The organism is Paludibacterium sp. (assembly GCF_019232825.1).
Lineage (GTDB): Bacteria > Pseudomonadota > Gammaproteobacteria > Burkholderiales > Chromobacteriaceae > Paludibacterium.
Genome location: NZ_JAFAND010000144.1, coordinates 1 through 17924 on the forward strand (window position 1 = coordinate 1; position 17924 = coordinate 17924).

Below are 17924 nucleotides of genomic sequence, written 5' to 3' on the forward strand. Positions count from 1 at the left end.
CCCCGCCGTCGAGCGCGATTTGCGCGATATCCAATTCACCGTCGATCGCCTTGTCCATCAATTGGCGCCCTGGCACGAGCTGGAGACAGCACGCAGCCTGCTCGCCGCCATCAGCTATAAGCTCAGCCACGTCCAAGCGGAATTACGCCAATAAGCGCGGGCAGCGGCACAATTAGACAGCTAAACTTGCAAGTTTAGCTGTCTAATACTATAGTGCCGGCCATGGAACCGTTATCCGACACCCCTACCCCGCAGGAACAGGCCACAACCGAACTGATGTTGGCGCTCGGCCAGCTGCTGCGCCGGGTGCGCACCGAAGGCAATCCGAACCAGCTCAATCTGTCGCAGATCGCCGTCATGGCGCGTCTCGAGCAGCAGGGTTGGCTGACCACGGCGGAGCTAGCGCGCATCGAGGCGATGAAACCGCAATCGATGGGCGCGATCTTGGCCGGGCTCGCGCAGGAAGGCCTGGTTGAACACCGCCCCCACCCGACCGATGGCCGGCAGAAGCTGTTCGGCTTGACCGCCGCCGGCGCCGCCGTGCGCCAGACGCGCGTCAACGCCAAGCGCGCCTGGCTGTTGACGGCAGTCGGCAGGTTAAGCGCCGACGAGGTGCGCACGCTGCTTGCGGCCGCGCCGCTGATCAAGCGTCTGGCCGAATCGTAACCTTCCCGCTTTCCGGCGCGTGCCGCGCATGGCGCGCGCCTTTCCGTTCTCATCACGATTAAGGAGCCGCATCATGGCAGTGACCGTTCTGGATGAAAAAACCGCGCTGGTGCTCATCGATCTGCAAAAAGGCATCGTCGCGCTGCCGGTGGCGCATTCCGCCGCCGAGGTGGTCTCCCGCGCCAGCCGATTGGCGGCGGCGTTCCGCCGTGCCGGCAAGCCGGTGGCGCTGGTCAACGTGGCCGGCGGCGCGCCGGGCCGCACCGACCGCGCCGCGCCGGCGCTGCCTCGCACATCGGACTGGACCGAATTGGTCGCCGAGCTCGCCGCCGAGCCCAGCGATCTGCGGGTCACCAAGCACGCGTGGGGCGCCTTCACCGGCACCGACCTGCATGCCAAGCTCAAGGCGCTGGGCGTGACGCAGATCGTGCTCGCCGGCATCGCCACCAGCATCGGCGTGGAATCGACCGCCCGCGAAGCCTTTGCGCTCGGTTACAACGTCACGCTGGCCATTGATGCCATGACCGATATGAGCCGTGAAGCCCACGACAACAGCCTCGAGCGTATCTTCCCCCGTTTGGGCGAAGCCTGCACCAGCCAACAAGTGATCGACCTGCTGCAAACCGCGCATGGCTGAACGCGAGCGGCTCGACCCGTTGATATGGAAAGTGGCCGCCGTGGCCACGCTAGGGTCGTTTCTGACGCAGATGGACGCGACGGTGGTCAACGTGTCTCTGTCGAGTCTATCGCGTCAGCTCGACAGCCCGCTCGCCACGATCCAATGGGTGATTAGCGGTTATCTGCTGGCGTTGACGCTGACACTGCCCCTCAGCGGCTGGCTGGTGGGCCGCATCGGCGCCAAAGCGCTCTATCTGGCCTGCTTCGCCGCCTTCACTGTCTGTTCGGCGCTATGCGGTCTGGCATGGTCCGCCGAATCGCTGATCGGCTTTCGGATTCTGCAAGGCATGAGCGGCGGCCTGTTGGCGCCGATGGCGCAGATGATGGTGGTACGCGCGTCGGGCAAGCACATGGCGCGCGTCATCGGCTATCTCGCGGTGCCGGTGCTGCTGGCGCCGGTATTCGGCCCGGTGGCGGCGGGCGCCATCCTCAAGGTGGCGTCCTGGCGCTGGCTCTTTTTGGCGAACCTGCCGGTGGGCATCGTGGCGCTGGCGTTGGCATACCGGCTGCTGCCGGACGACCGCGCCGAGGCCGCGCCCCAAAGCTTGGATTGGCTGGGGCTCAGCCTGTTGTCGCCTGGGCTCGTGCTCTTTCTTTATGGCGCCGATCACGCCGTCAGTGGCGCCGGGCTCGTCACGCTAACCGCCGCGCTGGCGCTGCTCGCCGCGTTTCTCTACGCTGCGCGCCGTGCCGGCGACCGGGCGCTGATCGACGTGGCGCTGTTCGCGCAACCGTCCTTTTCAGCCGCGGCGGTGACGCAGTTTCTGGCCAATGGCGTGCTCTATGCCGGCCAGATGCTGATCCCGCTGTTCTTGATCAATGTCTGCGGCCGCTCGCCCAGCGCCACGGGATGGCTGATGATGCCGCTGGGGTTAGGCATGCTCTGCACTTATCCTTGGATGGGGCATTTGACCCTGCGCTTCGGCATTCGCCGTCTCGCCGCTGGCGGCGCGGCGTTGTCGCTCGCGGGCACGGCGTTGCTGCTCTACACCGCCAGCCGGCCCCTACAGCCCGCCATGCTGGCGTTGGCCTTGATCGTGCGCGGCGTCGGCCACAGCACGGTCGGCATTCCATCGATGTCGGCCGCCTATGCCTCGGTCAAGCGCGCGGCGCTCCCGATGGCCACCACCTCGCTCAACATCGTGCAGCGGCTCGGAGGACCGGCGCTCACCACGGCGTGTGCGCTGTTTTTGCAGTGGCGGCTGAACCAGTCTCCCGCCGCCCAGGCTCCGCTGATGCCATTCGCGCAGGCATTTGCGCTGTTGTGTGCGCTGCACGCGCTGCTGTTGGCCGCCAGCCTGCGTCTGCCGGCGCGCTAAAGCAAAAACAACACATGGCCCGGAAGGTGCCCACTCCAACTAGACGACCGGTCTACTCAATAGTATAGTAAGCGCCATATAACCCCGTCATTAACGATTACAAGGCCTGCTTCATGAACATCCTGCTCGTTCTCACTTCGCACGATAAACTGGGCAACACCGGCGAGAAAACCGGCTTCTGGCTGGAAGAACTGGCCGCGCCCTATTACGCTTTTCTCGATGCCGGCGCCACGCTGACGCTGGCGTCGCCCAAGGGTAGCCAGCCGCCGCTCGACCCCAAGAGCGACGATCCGTCGGCACAGACCGAGGCCACCCGCCGCTTCCGCGCCGATGCCGCGGCCATGAAAGCGCTCGCCCATACCCAGAAACTCGCCGATGTTTCGCTCGCCGGCTTCGACGCCGTGTTTTACCCTGGCGGCCATGGCCCGCTGTGGGATTTGGCCGAGGAACCGCTGTCGATCGCGCTGATCGAGCAAGCCATCCAAACCGGCAAGCCGGTCGGCGCCGTATGCCATGCGCCGGGCGTGCTGCGTCACGTCAAGGGCGTGGACGGCAAACCGCTGGTCAACGGCCGCCAAGTCACCGGTTTCAGCAATAGCGAGGAAGCCGCGGTCGGCCTGACCGAGGTGGTGCCGTTCTTGGTGGAAGACATGCTCAAGGCCAACGGCGGCCATTATCTGAGCGGCGCAGACTGGCAGCCGCACGCCGTCACCGATGGCCTGTTGGTCACCGGCCAAAACCCGGCCTCGTCCGAAGCCGCCGCGCACGCTCTGCTCAACCTGCTGGCTTAATGAGGAATCCGCCATGTCCGCTTATGTCGTCTTTACCCGTGAACTCACCCGCGATGCCGAAGAAATGGCGCAATACAAACAAAAGGCGCCAGCTGCGCGCGCCGGTCGCGATGTGACGCCGCTGGCCTTCTACGGCGAGTTCGAAGTGCTGGAAGGCGCGCCGATCGAGGGCGCCGTGATCCTGCGCTTCCCCAACATGGAAGCCGCGCGCGAGTGGTATCACAGCCCGGAATATCAAAACGCGCTGCCGCACCGCCTCAAGGGCGCGGACTACCGCGTATTTCTGATCCAAGGCACCGATGCCTAAGCCGGGAGAAACCGCCATGACACACCCCGAAGCCGCCATCGCCAACGCCTGGCGCGAACGCTACGGTCAAACACCCGATCTGCCGGTGCCCGACGCGCTCGGCGCGTCGCTGTTCGAACACCGCTCTGTCCGCGCCTATACGCCGCAGGCGGTCGATGAGGCCGCTTTGCGCTGGGCCATCGCCGCCGCGCAATCGGCATCGACATCGTCCAATCTGCAAGTGTGGAGCGTGATCGCGGTGCGCGACCGCGCTCGCCTCGCGCGGCTGGCCGAGTTGGCCGGCGGCCAGCGCCACGTGGCCGAAGCGCCCTTGTTCTTGGCATGGGTGGTGGACTGGTCGAGACTGCGCCGGCTCGGCCAAGCGCAGCACATCGCCACCGAGGGCATCGACTATCTGGAAAGCTACACCGTCGGCGTGGTCGATGTGGCGCTGGCGGCGCAAAACGCCACCGTGGCCTTGGAGGCGCAAGGGCTCGGCATCGTCTACATCGGCGGCATGCGCAACCATCCGGAAGCCGTGGCGGCCGAACTGGGACTGCCGCCGGATTGCTTTGTATTGTTCGGCATGTGCGTCGGTCATCCCGACCCGTCGTCGGCTGCGCAGATCAAACCGCGGTTGCCGCAAGCGGCGGTATTGCACCAGGAGCGCTACGACAGCGGGAAGGAAGCGGACGCGGTGCGCGACTATGACCAGCGCCTGAGCTTATTCCAGCAGACGCAGCAGCGTGACGAGCGCGCTTGGTCGCGCGTCGCCGCGGAGCGCGTGCACGGCCCGGAATCGCTCTCCGGCCGTCATCGCCTGCGCGAGGCGCTCAATGCATTGGGATTTCCGTTGCGCTGACCCGGCGGCCCGGACAGGCCGGCCCGCGATGCCATGCAATTCGCGTTGATTTACACCCACAGTAGCTATAATCAACAAACACATATTTAATTTGCATAGCTCGCGCGCTCGTGCCTGCGGATGGGCCATTGGCCGCCCATGCCTTTGGCGGAGCCAACCGAAGGATGTTGGCGTGCGGAAACAAACCCAACCCATACTCTGGGCCATCGCCGTGTTCGTCGCCGGCTGCGTCATTGCCGCACTGGAAGCGCGCAGCCTCAATGACGCGCAGCAGGCACGGATCGCGTCGCGTTTCGCGCTGCAGAGCGAGCAGTCCGTCAATCAGCTGGTGCGGCAGATCGAAATCTTCCAATATGGGCTGCGCGGCGCGCGCGGCGCGTTGATCGTCGCGGGGTCCGACGGCATCAGCCGCGAGAAATTCCGGCAATACAGCCGCTCGCGCGATCTGGCGACGGAATTTCCCGGGGCGCGCGGGTTTGGCTTTATCCGCCGGGTCGCGCCCACTCAGCGCACGGCGTTTCTCAGCGCCGCCCGCGCCGACGGGCAACCCGGCTTCACCATCAAACAACTCATCCCTCATGATGGCGAGCTATTCGTCATTCAATACGTTGAGCCGGTCAACGGCAATGAGCCCGCCATCGGCCTGGACATCGCCTCCGACGCCAACCGGATGGGCGCGGCGCGCGAGGCCATCCTCAACAACGCGCCCACGCTGACCAAGCCGATCACCCTGGTTCAAGCCAGCAGCCAAAACCATCGCGGCCTGCTCTTCATGCTGCCGGTCTATACGCCCAGCGCGCCGCTGGCCACGGCCGATGAGCGCTGGCGGGCGGCCTATGGCCTGGTATACGCGCCGCTGGTCGTCGACGAGGTGCTGGGCGCGCTGGACATGCCGCGCGAGGCGATGTCGCTGACCCTGGAAGACGTCGATACACCAGACAGGCCTATCCAGTTCTACGCCTCGCCCGGCGCGGACGCGCCAGCCTTTCGCGGACTCTCGCAACGCGTGACGCTGACCATGTATGGCCGCCACTGGGCCGTGACGTTGAAGGCCAGAAAGACCTTCATCGCCGACCTCGACCTGGCCGATCCCCGCCGCATCGCCGCCGAAATCGCCGCGGTAGCGGCGTTGCTGGCGATTGTGACTTATTTCTTGCTCATCAACCGCAATCGCCGATACCAGTCCTTTCTCGACCAGTCCCGGCTCGCCGCCATCGTCGCCAGCTCCAACGACGGCATCATCGGCAAAACCCGAGACGGCATCGTCTCCAGCTGGAACAAGGCGGCCGAGCGCATTTTCGGCTATACGGCGCAAGAGGCGGTAGGACAAAGGATCGTCGATCTCATCGTGCCGCCGGATCTATACGAAGAAGAAGACGGCATTTTGGCGCATATCGTCAAAGGCGAGAGCGTGCCCTATTTCATTACCCGGCGGCGGCGGCGCGACGGCAGCATCATCGAGGTGTCCGTGACGGTATCGCCTGTTCTCGGCCAGGACGGCAGCGTCATCGGCGCGGCAAAGACCGTGCGCGACATCACCGAGGAGCGGCGCCAGGAGGCGCGCTTTCATTTAGCGGTGGAGGCGGCGCCCGCCGCCATGCTGATGGTGGATCGCGCGCAACGGATCACCCTGGCCAACCGCAGAGCGGCCAAACTGTTCGGCTACCCGCACGACGCATTGCTGGGCATACCGCTAGAGAACTTGATCCCCGATCGTTTCAGAACCCCGCTGACAAACCATCTGTCCGCCTTTTACCGCGCGCCCGACTCCCCGCCAAAGGAAGGGCTATGGGAGCTCTATGGCCAGCGCAAGGATGGCAGCGAGGTGCCAGTCGAAATTGCGTTAAGCCCGGTTGAATCCTCCGAGGGCGTCTCCGTTCTGGCGACGATCAGCGACCTTACCGTGCGCCGTAGGCTTGAGCAGCAACTGCAGACCACGCTGGAACGGCTCAAACTGGCGGTCGACGCCGCGCACATCGGCACCTGGGTCTGGCACCTGTCCGACGACCGGCTGGAATGGGATGCGCGCATGATGGAACTCTACGACATCGACGCCATGCCGGAGGCGTTGACCTACGCGTTCTGGCGCGATCGCCTGCACCCGGACGACGTCTCCGAGGCCGAGCGCGCCTTGCAATGGCTGCGGCAGGGGGGTGGCAGCGGCGAGATGACCTTCCGAGTCATTCATCGCGACGGCAGCGAGCACTATATCGCCGCCGCCGCCATTCTCGAACACGCGCAGGATGGCGCTGCCCAGGAGGTGGTCGGCATTTGCATGGACGTAACCAAGGAAAAACAATTCGAGGCCAAGATCCTTGCGCTCAACGCCAGCCTAGAGGACCAGGTCGTGATCCGTACCGGACAGTTGCAGGAGGCATTGGCGGCGGCGGAAAAGGCCACGCAGGCGAAATCGGAATTCCTGGCCAATATGAGCCACGAGATCCGCACGCCCATGAACGCCATCCTCGGTTTGTGCTACCTGCTCGGCAAACAGAACCTCGCCCCCTCGCCGGCGGACATGGTGCGGCAGATCGATCGTTCCGGCCATGCGCTGTTGAGCATCATCAACGACATCCTGGATTTTTCGAAAATCGAGGCGCAGCGGATGGAATTGGAGGACATTCCGTTCCGGCTGAGCGACGTGCTCGACAACCTGGCCAGCATCATGACCTCCGCCGTGGGCAACAAACCGGTCGAACTGATGATCTCCCCGCCCCCCGCCGGCACCGACTTCCTCAAAGGCGACAGCCTGCGACTTAGCCAAGTGCTGATCAATCTGGTGAGCAACGCCATCAAGTTCACCCAGGAAGGCGAGGTCGAAGTGGCCGTCGAGCGGCTGGAAATCGAACGCGAGGGCGGGGTATGGCTACGCTTTGCCGTGCGCGACACCGGCATCGGCATCCCCAAGGACAAACAGGCCGAAATATTCCAGGCCTTCAGCCAGGCCGATTCATCCACCACACGCAGTTTCGGCGGCACGGGGCTGGGGCTGACCATTAGCAGCCGCCTGGTCGCGCTCATGGGCGGGCAATTGAACGTGGATAGCCAGCCGGGCAAAGGCAGTACCTTCCGCTTCGACATCCCATTAGCGCTGAATAAACCGGAAGACCACGCCGAGCCGGACATGGCTCATCTGCGTGTATTGATCGCCGACGATCACCATTCGGCGCTGGCAGTGCTGACGAGCACCGTCGCGAGCCTGGGCTGGCATGCCGATCCGGTCGACTCCGGCGGCGAGGCCATCGCGCGCGTGTTCGCTCCGGGGGCGCCCCGTTACGACATTCTGCTGCTCGACTGGAAAATGCCGGGCATCGACGGGTTGCAGGCCGCCGCGGAGATTCGCGCGCGCGCGCGCGGCGAGCATGCGCCGATCATCATCATGGTGACCGCTTACGACCGCAACCAGCTACGCGAACAGCCCGGCAGCGAAGCGGCCGATCTGTTTCTCGACAAGCCGGTGACAAGCTCATGCTTGTACAACGCCGTGGTCGAGGTCAAGCAGCGCCGCAAAACCCCGGCTGCGCCCAGCATGGCGCAGCCGGCGGGACAACGGCTGGCGGGGCTGAGGGTGCTGGTGGTCGACGACAGCGAAACCAACCGCGAAGTCGCGGAGCACATTCTCAAAAGCGAGGGCGCGCACGTCGCGCGCGCGGAAGACGGGCTCGCCGCCCTGGCGGTGCTGGAAATGCATGGCGCGGACATCGACGTGGTGTTGATGGACATGCAGATGCCGCTGATGGACGGCTATGAGGCAACCCGGCAAATCCGCGCGCTGCCCGCGCTCAAGCGGCTGCCCGTGGTGGCGCTGACGGCCGGCGCGTTCAAGTCGCAACGCGACATGGCGCTTGCCGCAGGTGTCGACGACTTCGTCGCCAAGCCATTCGAAGTGTCGCAACTGGTGTCGGTGCTGACGCGGCTCACCGGTCTCGCACCGGGAAAACCCGCCATGGCGCCGGAGAGGCCGGCCGCGGGGGCGCGCCTGTTGAACGTCGAATACGGCGTACGGATTACCAGCAGTGAAGTCGTGTTCAAAAAGATCCTGCGCAAATTCGTCGAGCTGCATGCCGCCACGGACGTCGACATTGCCGCGGCGGACACGGTGGACGCCCGCGCCTTGGCGCACAAACTCAAGGGCGCTTCCGCGCAGTTGGGACTCGAATTGCTGGCCGCCGCCGCGGCCGACGCCGAGCGGGCGTTGCGCGAGGGCGCGCCCCTTGGTGACGCCTTGGCTAGGCTACACACCGCCATGGCCGATAGCTTGGCGGAGATCGAGCGCTATATCGCATCGGCTTAGCTCAATGCTGTCGATTTATTGCCTAATCCTCCGGATGATGAAGCAAATCGACATGGGTGGCACATGCTTGCGGTAGCATGGCGGCAAAGCCACCAGGAGGAATCCGTGACACACGCGCAAACGGAACAGGACCGGCAGGAAGCTTCGCGCCGCTCGCTGGCGGCCAGCATCGACCGCTGGACGAACGAGGGCGACGAAGCCACGGCGACCGCCATTCCCGGCTTGCTGCTCTACAAGCAGACCGTGCCCTCGCAGCCGATACGCTGCATCTACGAGTCCGGCGTCGCGCTGGTGGCGCAAGGCAGCAAGCGGGTACTGCTGGGCAACGAGACGCTTTACTATAACGCCGGCGATTTTCTGATTACGTCGGTGGACCTGCCGGCCACGGCGCAAATTTTGACAGCCAGCCAAGAAGCGCCGCATCTGGCGCTGTGTCTGCTCTTCGAACCACGCCTTCTGGCCGAGATGGTGGTGGAAGGGAATCTGTCGCCGCCGCGCGCCATATCCACCGCACGCGGCATGGAGGCAGGCCGCGCGTCGCTGACGCTCCTATGCGCCTTTGAACGCTTGCTCGACCTGCTCGACGAACCCGAGGCCATTCCAGTGCTGGCGCCGATGATCCAGCGTGAAATCGCCTACCGCCTGCTCACCAGCGAACATAGCGGACACCTGTGGCAAATCGCGGCGACCGGCAGTCAAAGCCAACGGATCGGCCGCGCGATCGATTGGCTGAAAACCCACTTCGCCGAACCGCTGCGCATCGACGAGCTGGCCTCGTCGGTGCAGATGAGTCCCTCGACATTCCACCTGCACTTCAAAGCATTGACGGCGATGAGCCCGCTGCAATACCAAAAATGGCTGCGCCTGCACGAAGCGCGCCGGCTGATGCTGTCCGGGCGGCTGGACGCGGCCTCCACCGCCTTTCAGGTCGGCTACGAAAGCGCTTCGCAGTTCGGGCGCGAATATCATCGCCTGTTCGGCGCACCGCCGCTGCGCGATGTGGCGCGGCTGCGTCAGGCCAGCGGCGCATAGCGCGCTCGCTCATTACCGCCAGGTTCCGGAGCATTAGGCAAGAAATTCATCGGATTGGACTACGGCTTCCGCTGCGCTTGCTCGCACAATGACGAAAATTTGTTTCATCGATCGTTTTTAACCGAACAAGGAGTCGTCATGACAAAGGCCAAAGCCTATGCCGCATTGAACGCGCACAGTCCGCTGGTTCCGTACGAGATCGAGCGCCGCGCCCCCGGCCCCGACGATGTGCAAATCCAGATTCTCTATTGCGGCGTGTGCCACTCCGACCTGCACACCGCGCGCAATGAATGGAAAAACACCCTCTACCCATCGGTACCGGGCCATGAAATCGTCGGTCGCGTGGTCGCGGTAGGCGATCAGGTCAGCCGCTTCAAGGTGGGCGACCTGGCCGGCGTCGGCTGCATGGTCGACAGCTGCGGCCATTGCCACTCTTGCGAAGAGGGCGAAGAGCAGTACTGCGATCACGGTTTTACCGGCACCTACAACGGCCCGGTATTCGGTGGCGAGAACACCTTTGGCGGCTATTCGCAAAGCATCGTGGTCAAGGAGTCGTTCGCGTTGCGCATCCGCCACGACGAGAAGGATCTGGCCGGTGTGGCGCCGTTGTTGTGCGCCGGCATCACCACCTACTCGCCGCTGCGCCACTGGGGCGCGGGTCCGGGCAAGAAGGTCGGCATCGTCGGCCTGGGCGGTCTTGGCCACATGGGTGTGAAGCTCGCGCACGCCATGGGCGCGCACGTGGTGCTGTTCACCACCTCGGCCAGCAAGATCGAGGATGGCAAGCGCCTGGGCGCCGACGAGGTGTGTATTTCGAAGGATCCGGAACAAATGGCGCGCTACGCCGGACAGCTCGATTTCATCCTCAACACGGTGGCGGCCCCGCTGGACTTGGACCCCTACCTGCAACTGCTCAAGCGCGACGGCACCATGACGCTGGTCGGCGCACCGGCCGAACCGCATAAATCGCCGGATGTGTTCGGGCTGATCTTCCGCCGCCGCAGTATCGCCGGCTCGTTGATCGGCGGTATTCGCGAAACGCAGGAAATGCTCGACTTCTGCGCCGAGCATGGCATCACCTCGGACATCGAGGAAATCGCCATGGATTACATCAACACCGCCTATGAACGGATGTTGAAGAGCGACGTACGCTACCGCTTCGTCATCGACATGGCGACGTTGCGTTAACGCCTGGCTGTTAATGCGGGAGTAACGGCAACATCTTGAAAGCGGGAGTGGGGGCTGGCTTTTACTCCCGCCGTTGCGCTTGCGCGGATATCAACTGCGGGAGTAACGGCAACACCTTGAAAGCGGGAGTGAGACAGGCTTTTACTCCCGCCGTTGAGGTTTTGCTTCTACTCCCGCCGTTGCTTTTTAACTTTCAGAATTTACGGACAAGCTGCCCAATTGCCCTTTCCCGGCCAGCTGACTAATCTGGTGGGGCTTTGGGCGGAACATTGCCAAAGGCGCGGGCCCGGGGTGCAGCAAACACCACCGAGCCCGCTAACCGCAACTCACTTCTATGGAGTAAGTCATGGCTATCTACGATGTTAATGCACTTCCTTCCACCCCGACAAACCGCCGTCTGCGTCAGCAGCAGTTACTGACACTGATTTCGGTCTTGTGCGAACCGCGGCAAGCCCACCCCGACCCCGACGCGCGCCGGCTGATTTTCGATAGCCGGCTGAGTTGGGCATCGATGCCGGTCGATGCCCAGTCGTCGTGGTTGTACCTGAAAAACGCCGCGCGCCTGCGCGAGGTGGCGGGATGCTTGGTGTTGACCGCCGATTAACACCCTAACCTGGAGGCGGGGAGCGCACGCTCCCCGAACCCGGCGTCACCGTGCGTTGCTTCGCGAACGCGCGCTACGTTCGACTCCCTACTCCCAAGCCCTCTTCCGCCAGGTCCAATCCCCAATCGCCGTACTGATACCAGTCGTCGCCCAGCACCTCCGACGGGTGCTGGGTGCGATTGGAGCCATTGCCGCACTGCAACGAATCAGCCGGACAATACTTATCGCAGCCCCAGCAGATCCGCTCCGGATGACGGGGGTGAAGGGGGAATTTCTTGGCCATGACTTACCTCTGAGGTGAAGACTGCAGTCTGGCCTGCGACAGCACGATCTGCTCCAACGGCAGGTTTTCACTGAGCTGTTTCAATGCCAGCAATTCGTCGTGGTGAGCGCGGGCGAGCTTGGCGACCAGCGCCTCGCCTTTGGGCTCCAGGAGCACCTCCACCACGCGGCGGTCCTCTTGGCTCGGACGGCGTTTGACGAGTCCCTGCGCCTCGCAGCGGCTGACGAGCCCCACCACGCTGTGATGGTGCGATTGCAGCCGCTCGGCCAGCTCCGCCACGCTGGCCCACTCGCGGCCGGGATAACCCTTGATTTGCAACAGCAGCAAATACTGCTGCGGCGTGATGCCGTTGGCTTGGGACAGTTCTTCGCTGAAACGCAAGAACTGCCGCAGGCGATAACGGAAATCGGCTAAACGTTCAAAATCGGCTTTCACCAGCGCGGAAATATCGGTCATGGGGGGCGATCGTAGAGGCAATGATTCGGCTTGCGCGGGCCGGCTCGCGCAAACGATCGCGCAACATGTCGGCGAACGCGCGGGTCACGGCCTGCTCCAGCGGACAGTCTGTCAGCAGCAGATACAGGTCGTCCACCCTGGCGGCATCGAACACATGCTCCCACGACCACGGCGCGGCTTCCCAACGGGCACGGCACATGCCGGCCAACAGCGTATCGCGGCCGTCCAGGTAGCCAGCCCATTCCAACAGCGCCGGCTCAGGGGCCAGCTCCGGCAAACAGCGAACTGCGCGGCGCCAGGCCACCGGCCAAGCGCTGGGTAACTGATGGCGCATCAGAATGGCGCGGCCTAGGTCCGGCGACCAGGCTCCAAGCGGCAACAATCGAATTCGTTCCACGCGTGCTCTCCTGTCGATGATCGAGGAAGGGTTCTATGGAACAAATATATCGTATTACGATACAAATGCAAACTGCCATCATGGCGCCCTTGGCCGTTCCCGCAAAAAAAAGCGGCCCGAAGGCCGCCAAATGGTCACACTTGTGGGCGTTATTCAGGCCGCAACGCCATGACGGCGTCGGCGCCCTTCTCGGCCTCGGCCGGAGCCGAGGCGCGTTTGCGGATCAACGCGTACATCGGAATCGACGCCAACATGGTCAAGGAGCCATAAAAAATAGTGTCCTTGCCGGAACCCGCGGTCGCGTAAAAACAGTAGATCAGCGCAAAGAAGGCAATGGCGCCATAGCGGCGAAACTCCGACTGGCCGACCTTGTTGGCGCGCATGATGGGATAAATGCCGGCCAGCGCCAGGATGTAGGGCACCAGATTGGTAAAGATGCACAGCAGCGTGATGATCTGGAATTGTTGCGCCAGGTTGGGCGACATCGTCATCACCCCGACACCGGTCATCAGCACGGCGGTCAGCAACATGCCCTTGAACGGGGTGCCGAAGCGGTTGGTCTCGGCAAAAATCTTGGGGAACATGCCATCGTCGGCCGCCGCCTTGGAAACCTGCCCCGTGGTCAAAATCCAGCCGTTGAGCGAGCCGAGACAGGCCACCACCGCGCACACGCTGACAAACGAGCCGGCCCAGTCGCCGAACATGTATTTGGCCGCCAGGCTGAACGGCGCGGCGGAAGACGCCAACTCCTTGCCCGGCACCACGCCCATGATGGCCAGGGTCGACGCGATGTACACGGCGGCGGCGAACAAGGTGCCCATCATCGTCGCCAGCGGCACATTGCGCTTGGGGTTGTCGGCGACCCCCGTAGCGACGCAGGCGGTCTCCAGCCCCATGAAAGCCCACAGCGTCAGCGCTGACGAAGCCATGATGGCATCCGAACCGCTCTTGCCGGAGACGTTCCAGGCGGCGCCGAGATAACCGGGGTGAAAATAGAACCAGCCCAGCAACGCCATGCCGCCCACCGGAATGAGCATGCCGAGCGAAATCACCCGCTGCATGCGGCCGATGAAACCCGCGCCGGGATAATTCAGGAACGTGAAGAACCAGATGGCTACGATCGCCGCCACCGCGCCGGTGACCGGGTCCCTCAGCCCCGGAAAGAAATAGGACAAGTAGCCGATACCGGATACGGCGATGGCCACGTTGCCGACCCATAGCGACAGCCAGTAACACCAGGTTTCGGTAAACGCGGCGTACTCGCCGATGCCATCGCGGGCGTAGGCGTACATGCCCCCTTCTTTCGGGCAGAGAAAACTGAGTTTGGAAAAGGTGATGGCCATCGCCAACGCCCCGGCGGTGGAAATCAACCAGCCGTAGATACTGATGGCGCCGATGCCGGCCAGATTGGATGGGAGCAGGAAAATGCCCGAACCCATCATGTTCAGTGCGACAAATACAGTCAGTGAAGAGAGTCCCATCTTCGTTGGGGTAGTTGAAGACATACAAGGCTCCTTGAACAAGCGGTAATGTGATGTTTTTGCCCTGGCCAATCCTCCGGGCCAGGCGATGCCGATCCTCTGATTGCGGTTGATGACAAGCCATTGTTCTCAAACCCGGGGCAATAGCCGCCCCTGCCCAGGGCTAACGGGCATGTCCTTGACTGGAGTAGGGTTTTTGGCGCCACCAGTGTATTCATTGCAGCAACATTGCTGAAATGAATGGTGTGCATATGGACATCGACGCCGTTTATAACGAAACGGCCGTCAACGCGGAAACGACGGAGACTAGCGCCCGGAGGGCCAATGGCTCGGCGCGTGCGCGTCGATCATGTTGCGCATTTGATCGCGCAGCCAGCACAAGGCCGGATTCTTGTCCTGAACCGGGTGCCAGACGCAGTTCAGATGGTAGTTGGGCAGTTCGGTCGGCAACGACACCCGCGTCAAAGGCCAATACCCTGCCAGCATGGCGGCGACGCGCAACGGCAGAATGAACAAATGGTCGGTATGGCTGACGATGGCCGCCGCCGACATATAGCTCTGACTTTCCACCGAGATATTGCGCTGCAGACCGCGCTGAGCCAGATAGTCGTCCAGGGGCGACGCGCGCTTGCCCAGCGGCGAGTGGAACACGTGCGGCAAGGCGATCAGCGCCGCCAGGTCCAGGCTCTCGGCGGCATGGGGATGGCCGACGCGCAACAGCCCGGCCAGCGGTTCGGTCAACCAGGTTTCCCGGCACAAATAGCTCGGGATCGCCATGTACTCGTCGAAACCCAGCAACAGATCGATCTCGCCATTGGCCAAAGCCACTTCCGGAATGTCCTCGCGCAAGATGCGGATGTCGATATGGATGCCGGGCGCCTCCTCCGCCAGGCGCTTCACCAGCGGCGGAATCAGCACGCACTCGACGTAGTCGGTGGTGCTGAGGGTGAAGTGCCGTTTGGACGTGCGCGGATCGAAGGCCTCCGGCTGACTGATGTGGTTCTCCAACTGGCTCAGCGCCTGATGCACGCCTTGTTGCAGATAGAGCGCGCGCTCGGTGGGCTGCATGCCGTGCTGGGTGCGTACCAGCAGCGGATCGTCGAAGAAGGCGCGCAGGCGGTTGAGCGAATGACTCATCGCCGGCTGGCTGATGAACAGCTTGTCGGCCGCCTTGGTGACGCTTCTCAGGCTAATGAGCGCGTCCAGCGCCAAGAGCAGATTCAGGTCCAGTTGGTGCAGCTTCATACTATTCACCGTATTTATGCCAATATTTATATTATTCATTTGATGGATTATTTGGCAATACCTAGACTGCGCCTTGAGTTCAACTTAACGAGAAAGCGAGACGCAGCATGGCAAAACAGGTCACGGTAGCGGCAACCCAAATGGCTTGCGGCTGGGACGCGGACGGCAACATCGCCCGAGGTGAAAAACTGGTGCGCCAGGCGGCGGCACAAGGCGCGCAGATCATTCTGCTGCAAGAATTGTTCGAAGCGCCCTACTTCTGCATCGAGCAAGACCCGAAGCATTTCGCGCTGGCGAGCACGGTCGAGGAAAGCCGGCTGATCCAACATTTCCGCCAACTGGCGCGCGAGCTGCAAGTGGTGCTGCCGATCAGCTGGTTCGAACGTTGCCATAACGCCTACTACAATTCGCTAGTGGTGATCGATGCCGACGGCTCGGTGCTGGAGACCTACCGCAAGACCCACATCCCCAACGGTCCGGCCTATCAGGAAAAGCAGTACTTCACCCCGGGCGATACCGGTTTCAAGGTGTGGGACACCCGTTACGCCCGGATCGGCGTAGGCATCTGCTGGGACCAATGGTTTCCGGAAACGGCGCGCAGCCTGGCGCTGCAAGGCGCGGAACTGATCTTTTTCCCGACCGCGATCGGCTCTGAGCCGGATTATCCGGCCATCGACAGCCAGCCGCACTGGACGCGCACCCAGCAAGGACACGCGGCGGCCAATCTGACCCCGGTGATCGCCTCCAACCGCATCGGCACCGAGTCGAGCCTGCTGCATCCGGACTATCGGATGACGTTCTACGGCTCGTCGTTCATCGCCGACGAAACCGGCGAACTGGTGCAACAGGCGGATAAAACCAGCGAATGCGTGCTGGTGCATACCTTCGACTTGGATGCCGTGCGCCAGCGCCGCGTGGCGTGGGGTGTATTCCGCGACCGCCGGCCGCAAATGTACGATGTGCTGAAAACTTCCGATGGCATTCACCAAGCGGTATGAGGACACGATGAACACGACGACATTGAATACCTTGCCCAGCGCCGATGGCTTCCACATGCCGGCCGAGTGGGCGCCGCAGCAAGCGGTATGGATGATTTGGCCGTATCGGCCCGATAACTGGCGCCAACACGGCAAGCCGGCGCAGCAGACCTTCGCCGCCGTGGCCAAGGCGATCGCCGCCGCCACGCCGGTGTTCATGGCGGTGCCGGCCGCGCACATGGCGCAGGCCAAGAAGGCGATGCCGGCTGAAGTCACCTTGGTGGAGATGGAGAGCGACGATTGCTGGATGCGCGACAGCGGGCCGACCATGGTGCGCGACGCCAACGGCGCGCTGCGCGGCGTCGACTGGCAATTCAACGCCTGGGGCGGTTTCAAGGGCGGGCTGTACGCGCCCTGGGATCAGGACAGCGCCGTTGCCGGCCAAGTGCTCGGCAAGCACGGCTTCGCGCGTTACACGGCGCCGCTGGTGCTGGAAGGCGGGTCGATTCACGTCGACGGCGAAGGCACGCTGATGACCACCGCCGAATGCCTGCTCAATGAGAACCGCAACCCGGAACTCAACCAGGCGCAAATCGAGGCGCTGCTCTCGGACTATCTGGGCGTGACGCACTTCATCTGGCTGCCGGAAGGCGTTTTCATGGATGAGACCGATGGTCACATCGACAACATGTGCTGTTTCGCCCGTCCGGGCGAGGTCGTGCTGCACTGGGTCGACGACGAAAACGATCCGCAGTACGCACGCTCGCAAGCGGCATTCGAGGCGCTGACCCAGGCGCGCGACGCCAAGGGCCGCGCGCTCAAAATCCACAAAATGCCCGCGCCGGGGCCGCTATACTACAGCGCAGAGGAAACCGCCGAGGTCGAAGCCAGCGGGCATGCCGTGCCGCGGCAAGCGGGAGAGCGCATGGCGGCTTCCTATGTCAATTTTCTGATCAGCAACCGGCAGGTGATTTTCCCGCTGTTGGACGCGCGCACCGACGCGGACGCGGCGAAACGGCTGCAGGACATTTTCCCCGACTATCGCATCGTCGGCGTGCCGGCGCGCGAGATCCTTCTCGGCGGGGGCAACATCCACTGCATCACCCAGCAGATCCCGACCGGCGTCTAACACCGGCTGAAATAGTGGCGCGGCAACAGCCGCGCCGCTTCCCTTCCCTCTGACAGGACACCATCATGACTACCCCCATCATGCCGATCAATGTCGGAAATACTGGCTTCATGCTGTTATGCGCCAGCCTGGTGATGTTGATGACCCCGGGCTTGGCATTCTTCTACGGCGGTCTGGTCGGCCGCAAAAACGTGCTGACCATCATGGCGCAGAGCTTCATGTCGCTCGGCTGGACC

Annotated in this window: 18 protein-coding genes; 13 read left to right on the forward strand and 5 right to left on the reverse strand. The window is 63.2% G+C overall.

All coding sequences use genetic code 11. The annotated features are described in order from the left end of the window. Positions 1-222 precede the first annotated feature (222 nt). The 10 genes from JOZ06_RS18980 (at position 223) to JOZ06_RS19025 (ending at position 11720) form a co-directional block, all read left to right on the forward strand. Positions 223-666, forward strand: coding sequence for a MarR family transcriptional regulator (locus JOZ06_RS18980; protein WP_293235312.1), 444 nt, complete (start codon positions 223-225; stop codon positions 664-666). A 73-nt stretch (positions 667-739) separates the two neighbouring features. Beyond that, positions 740-1303 carry an isochorismatase family protein gene (locus JOZ06_RS18985; protein ID WP_293235314.1) on the forward strand — a complete coding sequence of 188 codons (564 nt, stop codon included), beginning with the start codon at positions 740-742 and terminating at the stop codon, positions 1301-1303. Then, positions 1296-2663 carry a DHA2 family efflux MFS transporter permease subunit gene (locus JOZ06_RS18990; RefSeq protein WP_293235316.1) on the forward strand — a complete coding sequence of 456 codons (1368 nt, stop codon included), beginning with the start codon at positions 1296-1298 and terminating at the stop codon, positions 2661-2663. Before JOZ06_RS18985 ends, JOZ06_RS18990 begins: the two co-directional genes overlap by 8 nt. A gap of 113 nt (positions 2664-2776) precedes the next feature. Then, positions 2777-3454, forward strand: coding sequence for a type 1 glutamine amidotransferase domain-containing protein (locus JOZ06_RS18995; protein WP_293235318.1), 678 nt, complete (start codon positions 2777-2779; stop codon positions 3452-3454). A 13-nt stretch (positions 3455-3467) separates the two neighbouring features. Continuing rightward, a complete protein-coding gene (locus tag JOZ06_RS19000; RefSeq protein ID WP_293235320.1) occupies positions 3468-3761 on the forward strand; it encodes a DUF1330 domain-containing protein in 294 nt (97 codons plus the stop codon). Between the two features lie 16 nt (positions 3762-3777). Next, positions 3778-4602 (forward strand): NADPH-dependent oxidoreductase, encoded by an 825-nt coding sequence (locus tag JOZ06_RS19005; protein ID WP_293235322.1) that lies wholly within the window; start codon positions 3778-3780, stop codon positions 4600-4602. Positions 4603-4774: 172 nt separating this feature from the next. Beyond that, positions 4775-8896 carry a PAS domain S-box protein gene (locus tag JOZ06_RS19010; RefSeq protein WP_293235324.1) on the forward strand — a complete coding sequence of 1374 codons (4122 nt, stop codon included), beginning with the start codon at positions 4775-4777 and terminating at the stop codon, positions 8894-8896. A 105-nt stretch (positions 8897-9001) separates the two neighbouring features. Beyond that, positions 9002-9928: an AraC family transcriptional regulator gene (locus JOZ06_RS19015; RefSeq protein ID WP_293235326.1), complete on the forward strand. Its 927-nt coding sequence runs from the start codon at positions 9002-9004 to the stop codon at positions 9926-9928. A gap of 138 nt (positions 9929-10066) precedes the next feature. Beyond that, positions 10067-11116 carry an NAD(P)-dependent alcohol dehydrogenase gene (locus tag JOZ06_RS19020; protein ID WP_293235328.1) on the forward strand — a complete coding sequence of 350 codons (1050 nt, stop codon included), beginning with the start codon at positions 10067-10069 and terminating at the stop codon, positions 11114-11116. A gap of 346 nt (positions 11117-11462) precedes the next feature. Continuing rightward, a complete protein-coding gene (locus JOZ06_RS19025; protein WP_293235330.1) occupies positions 11463-11720 on the forward strand; it encodes a hypothetical protein in 258 nt (85 codons plus the stop codon). A 73-nt stretch (positions 11721-11793) separates the two neighbouring features. On the opposite strand, the gene JOZ06_RS19030 is transcribed toward JOZ06_RS19025, so the two are convergent. The 5 genes from JOZ06_RS19030 to JOZ06_RS19050 all read right to left on the reverse strand — a co-directional run bounded on the left by JOZ06_RS19030 (position 11794) and on the right by JOZ06_RS19050 (position 15582). Then, the gene (locus JOZ06_RS19030; protein WP_293235332.1) at positions 11794-12003 is read right to left on the reverse strand and encodes a DUF3079 domain-containing protein; all 210 of its coding nucleotides are present in this window, start codon (positions 12001-12003) and stop codon (positions 11794-11796) included. Between the two features lie 3 nt (positions 12004-12006). Then, positions 12007-12459: a MarR family transcriptional regulator gene (locus JOZ06_RS19035; RefSeq protein WP_293235334.1), complete on the reverse strand. Its 453-nt coding sequence runs from the start codon at positions 12457-12459 to the stop codon at positions 12007-12009. After that, positions 12422-12856: a hypothetical protein gene (locus JOZ06_RS19040; RefSeq protein ID WP_293235336.1), complete on the reverse strand. Its 435-nt coding sequence runs from the start codon at positions 12854-12856 to the stop codon at positions 12422-12424. Before JOZ06_RS19040 ends, JOZ06_RS19035 begins: the two co-directional genes overlap by 38 nt. Before the next feature lie 149 nt (positions 12857-13005). Then, positions 13006-14361 carry a putrescine-ornithine antiporter gene (gene potE / locus JOZ06_RS19045; RefSeq protein WP_293235338.1) on the reverse strand — a complete coding sequence of 452 codons (1356 nt, stop codon included), beginning with the start codon at positions 14359-14361 and terminating at the stop codon, positions 13006-13008. A 282-nt stretch (positions 14362-14643) separates the two neighbouring features. After that, positions 14644-15582, reverse strand: coding sequence for a LysR family transcriptional regulator (locus JOZ06_RS19050; RefSeq protein WP_293235340.1), 939 nt, complete (start codon positions 15580-15582; stop codon positions 14644-14646). Between the two features lie 107 nt (positions 15583-15689). On the opposite strand from JOZ06_RS19050, the gene aguB reads away from it, so the two are divergent. The 3 genes from aguB to JOZ06_RS19065 form a co-directional block, all read left to right on the forward strand. Continuing rightward, on the forward strand, positions 15690-16580 hold the full coding sequence (aguB, locus tag JOZ06_RS19055; RefSeq protein WP_293235342.1) for an N-carbamoylputrescine amidase: 891 nt from the start codon (positions 15690-15692) through the stop codon (positions 16578-16580). Positions 16581-16587: 7 nt separating this feature from the next. After that, complete coding sequence (gene aguA / locus JOZ06_RS19060; protein ID WP_293235344.1) at positions 16588-17688, forward strand: agmatine deiminase; 1101 nt, start codon at positions 16588-16590, stop codon at positions 17686-17688. Between the two features lie 110 nt (positions 17689-17798). Further along, positions 17799-17924 (forward strand): hypothetical protein (locus JOZ06_RS19065; protein WP_293233640.1); only part of this gene is annotated, 126 nt, incomplete at its 3' end.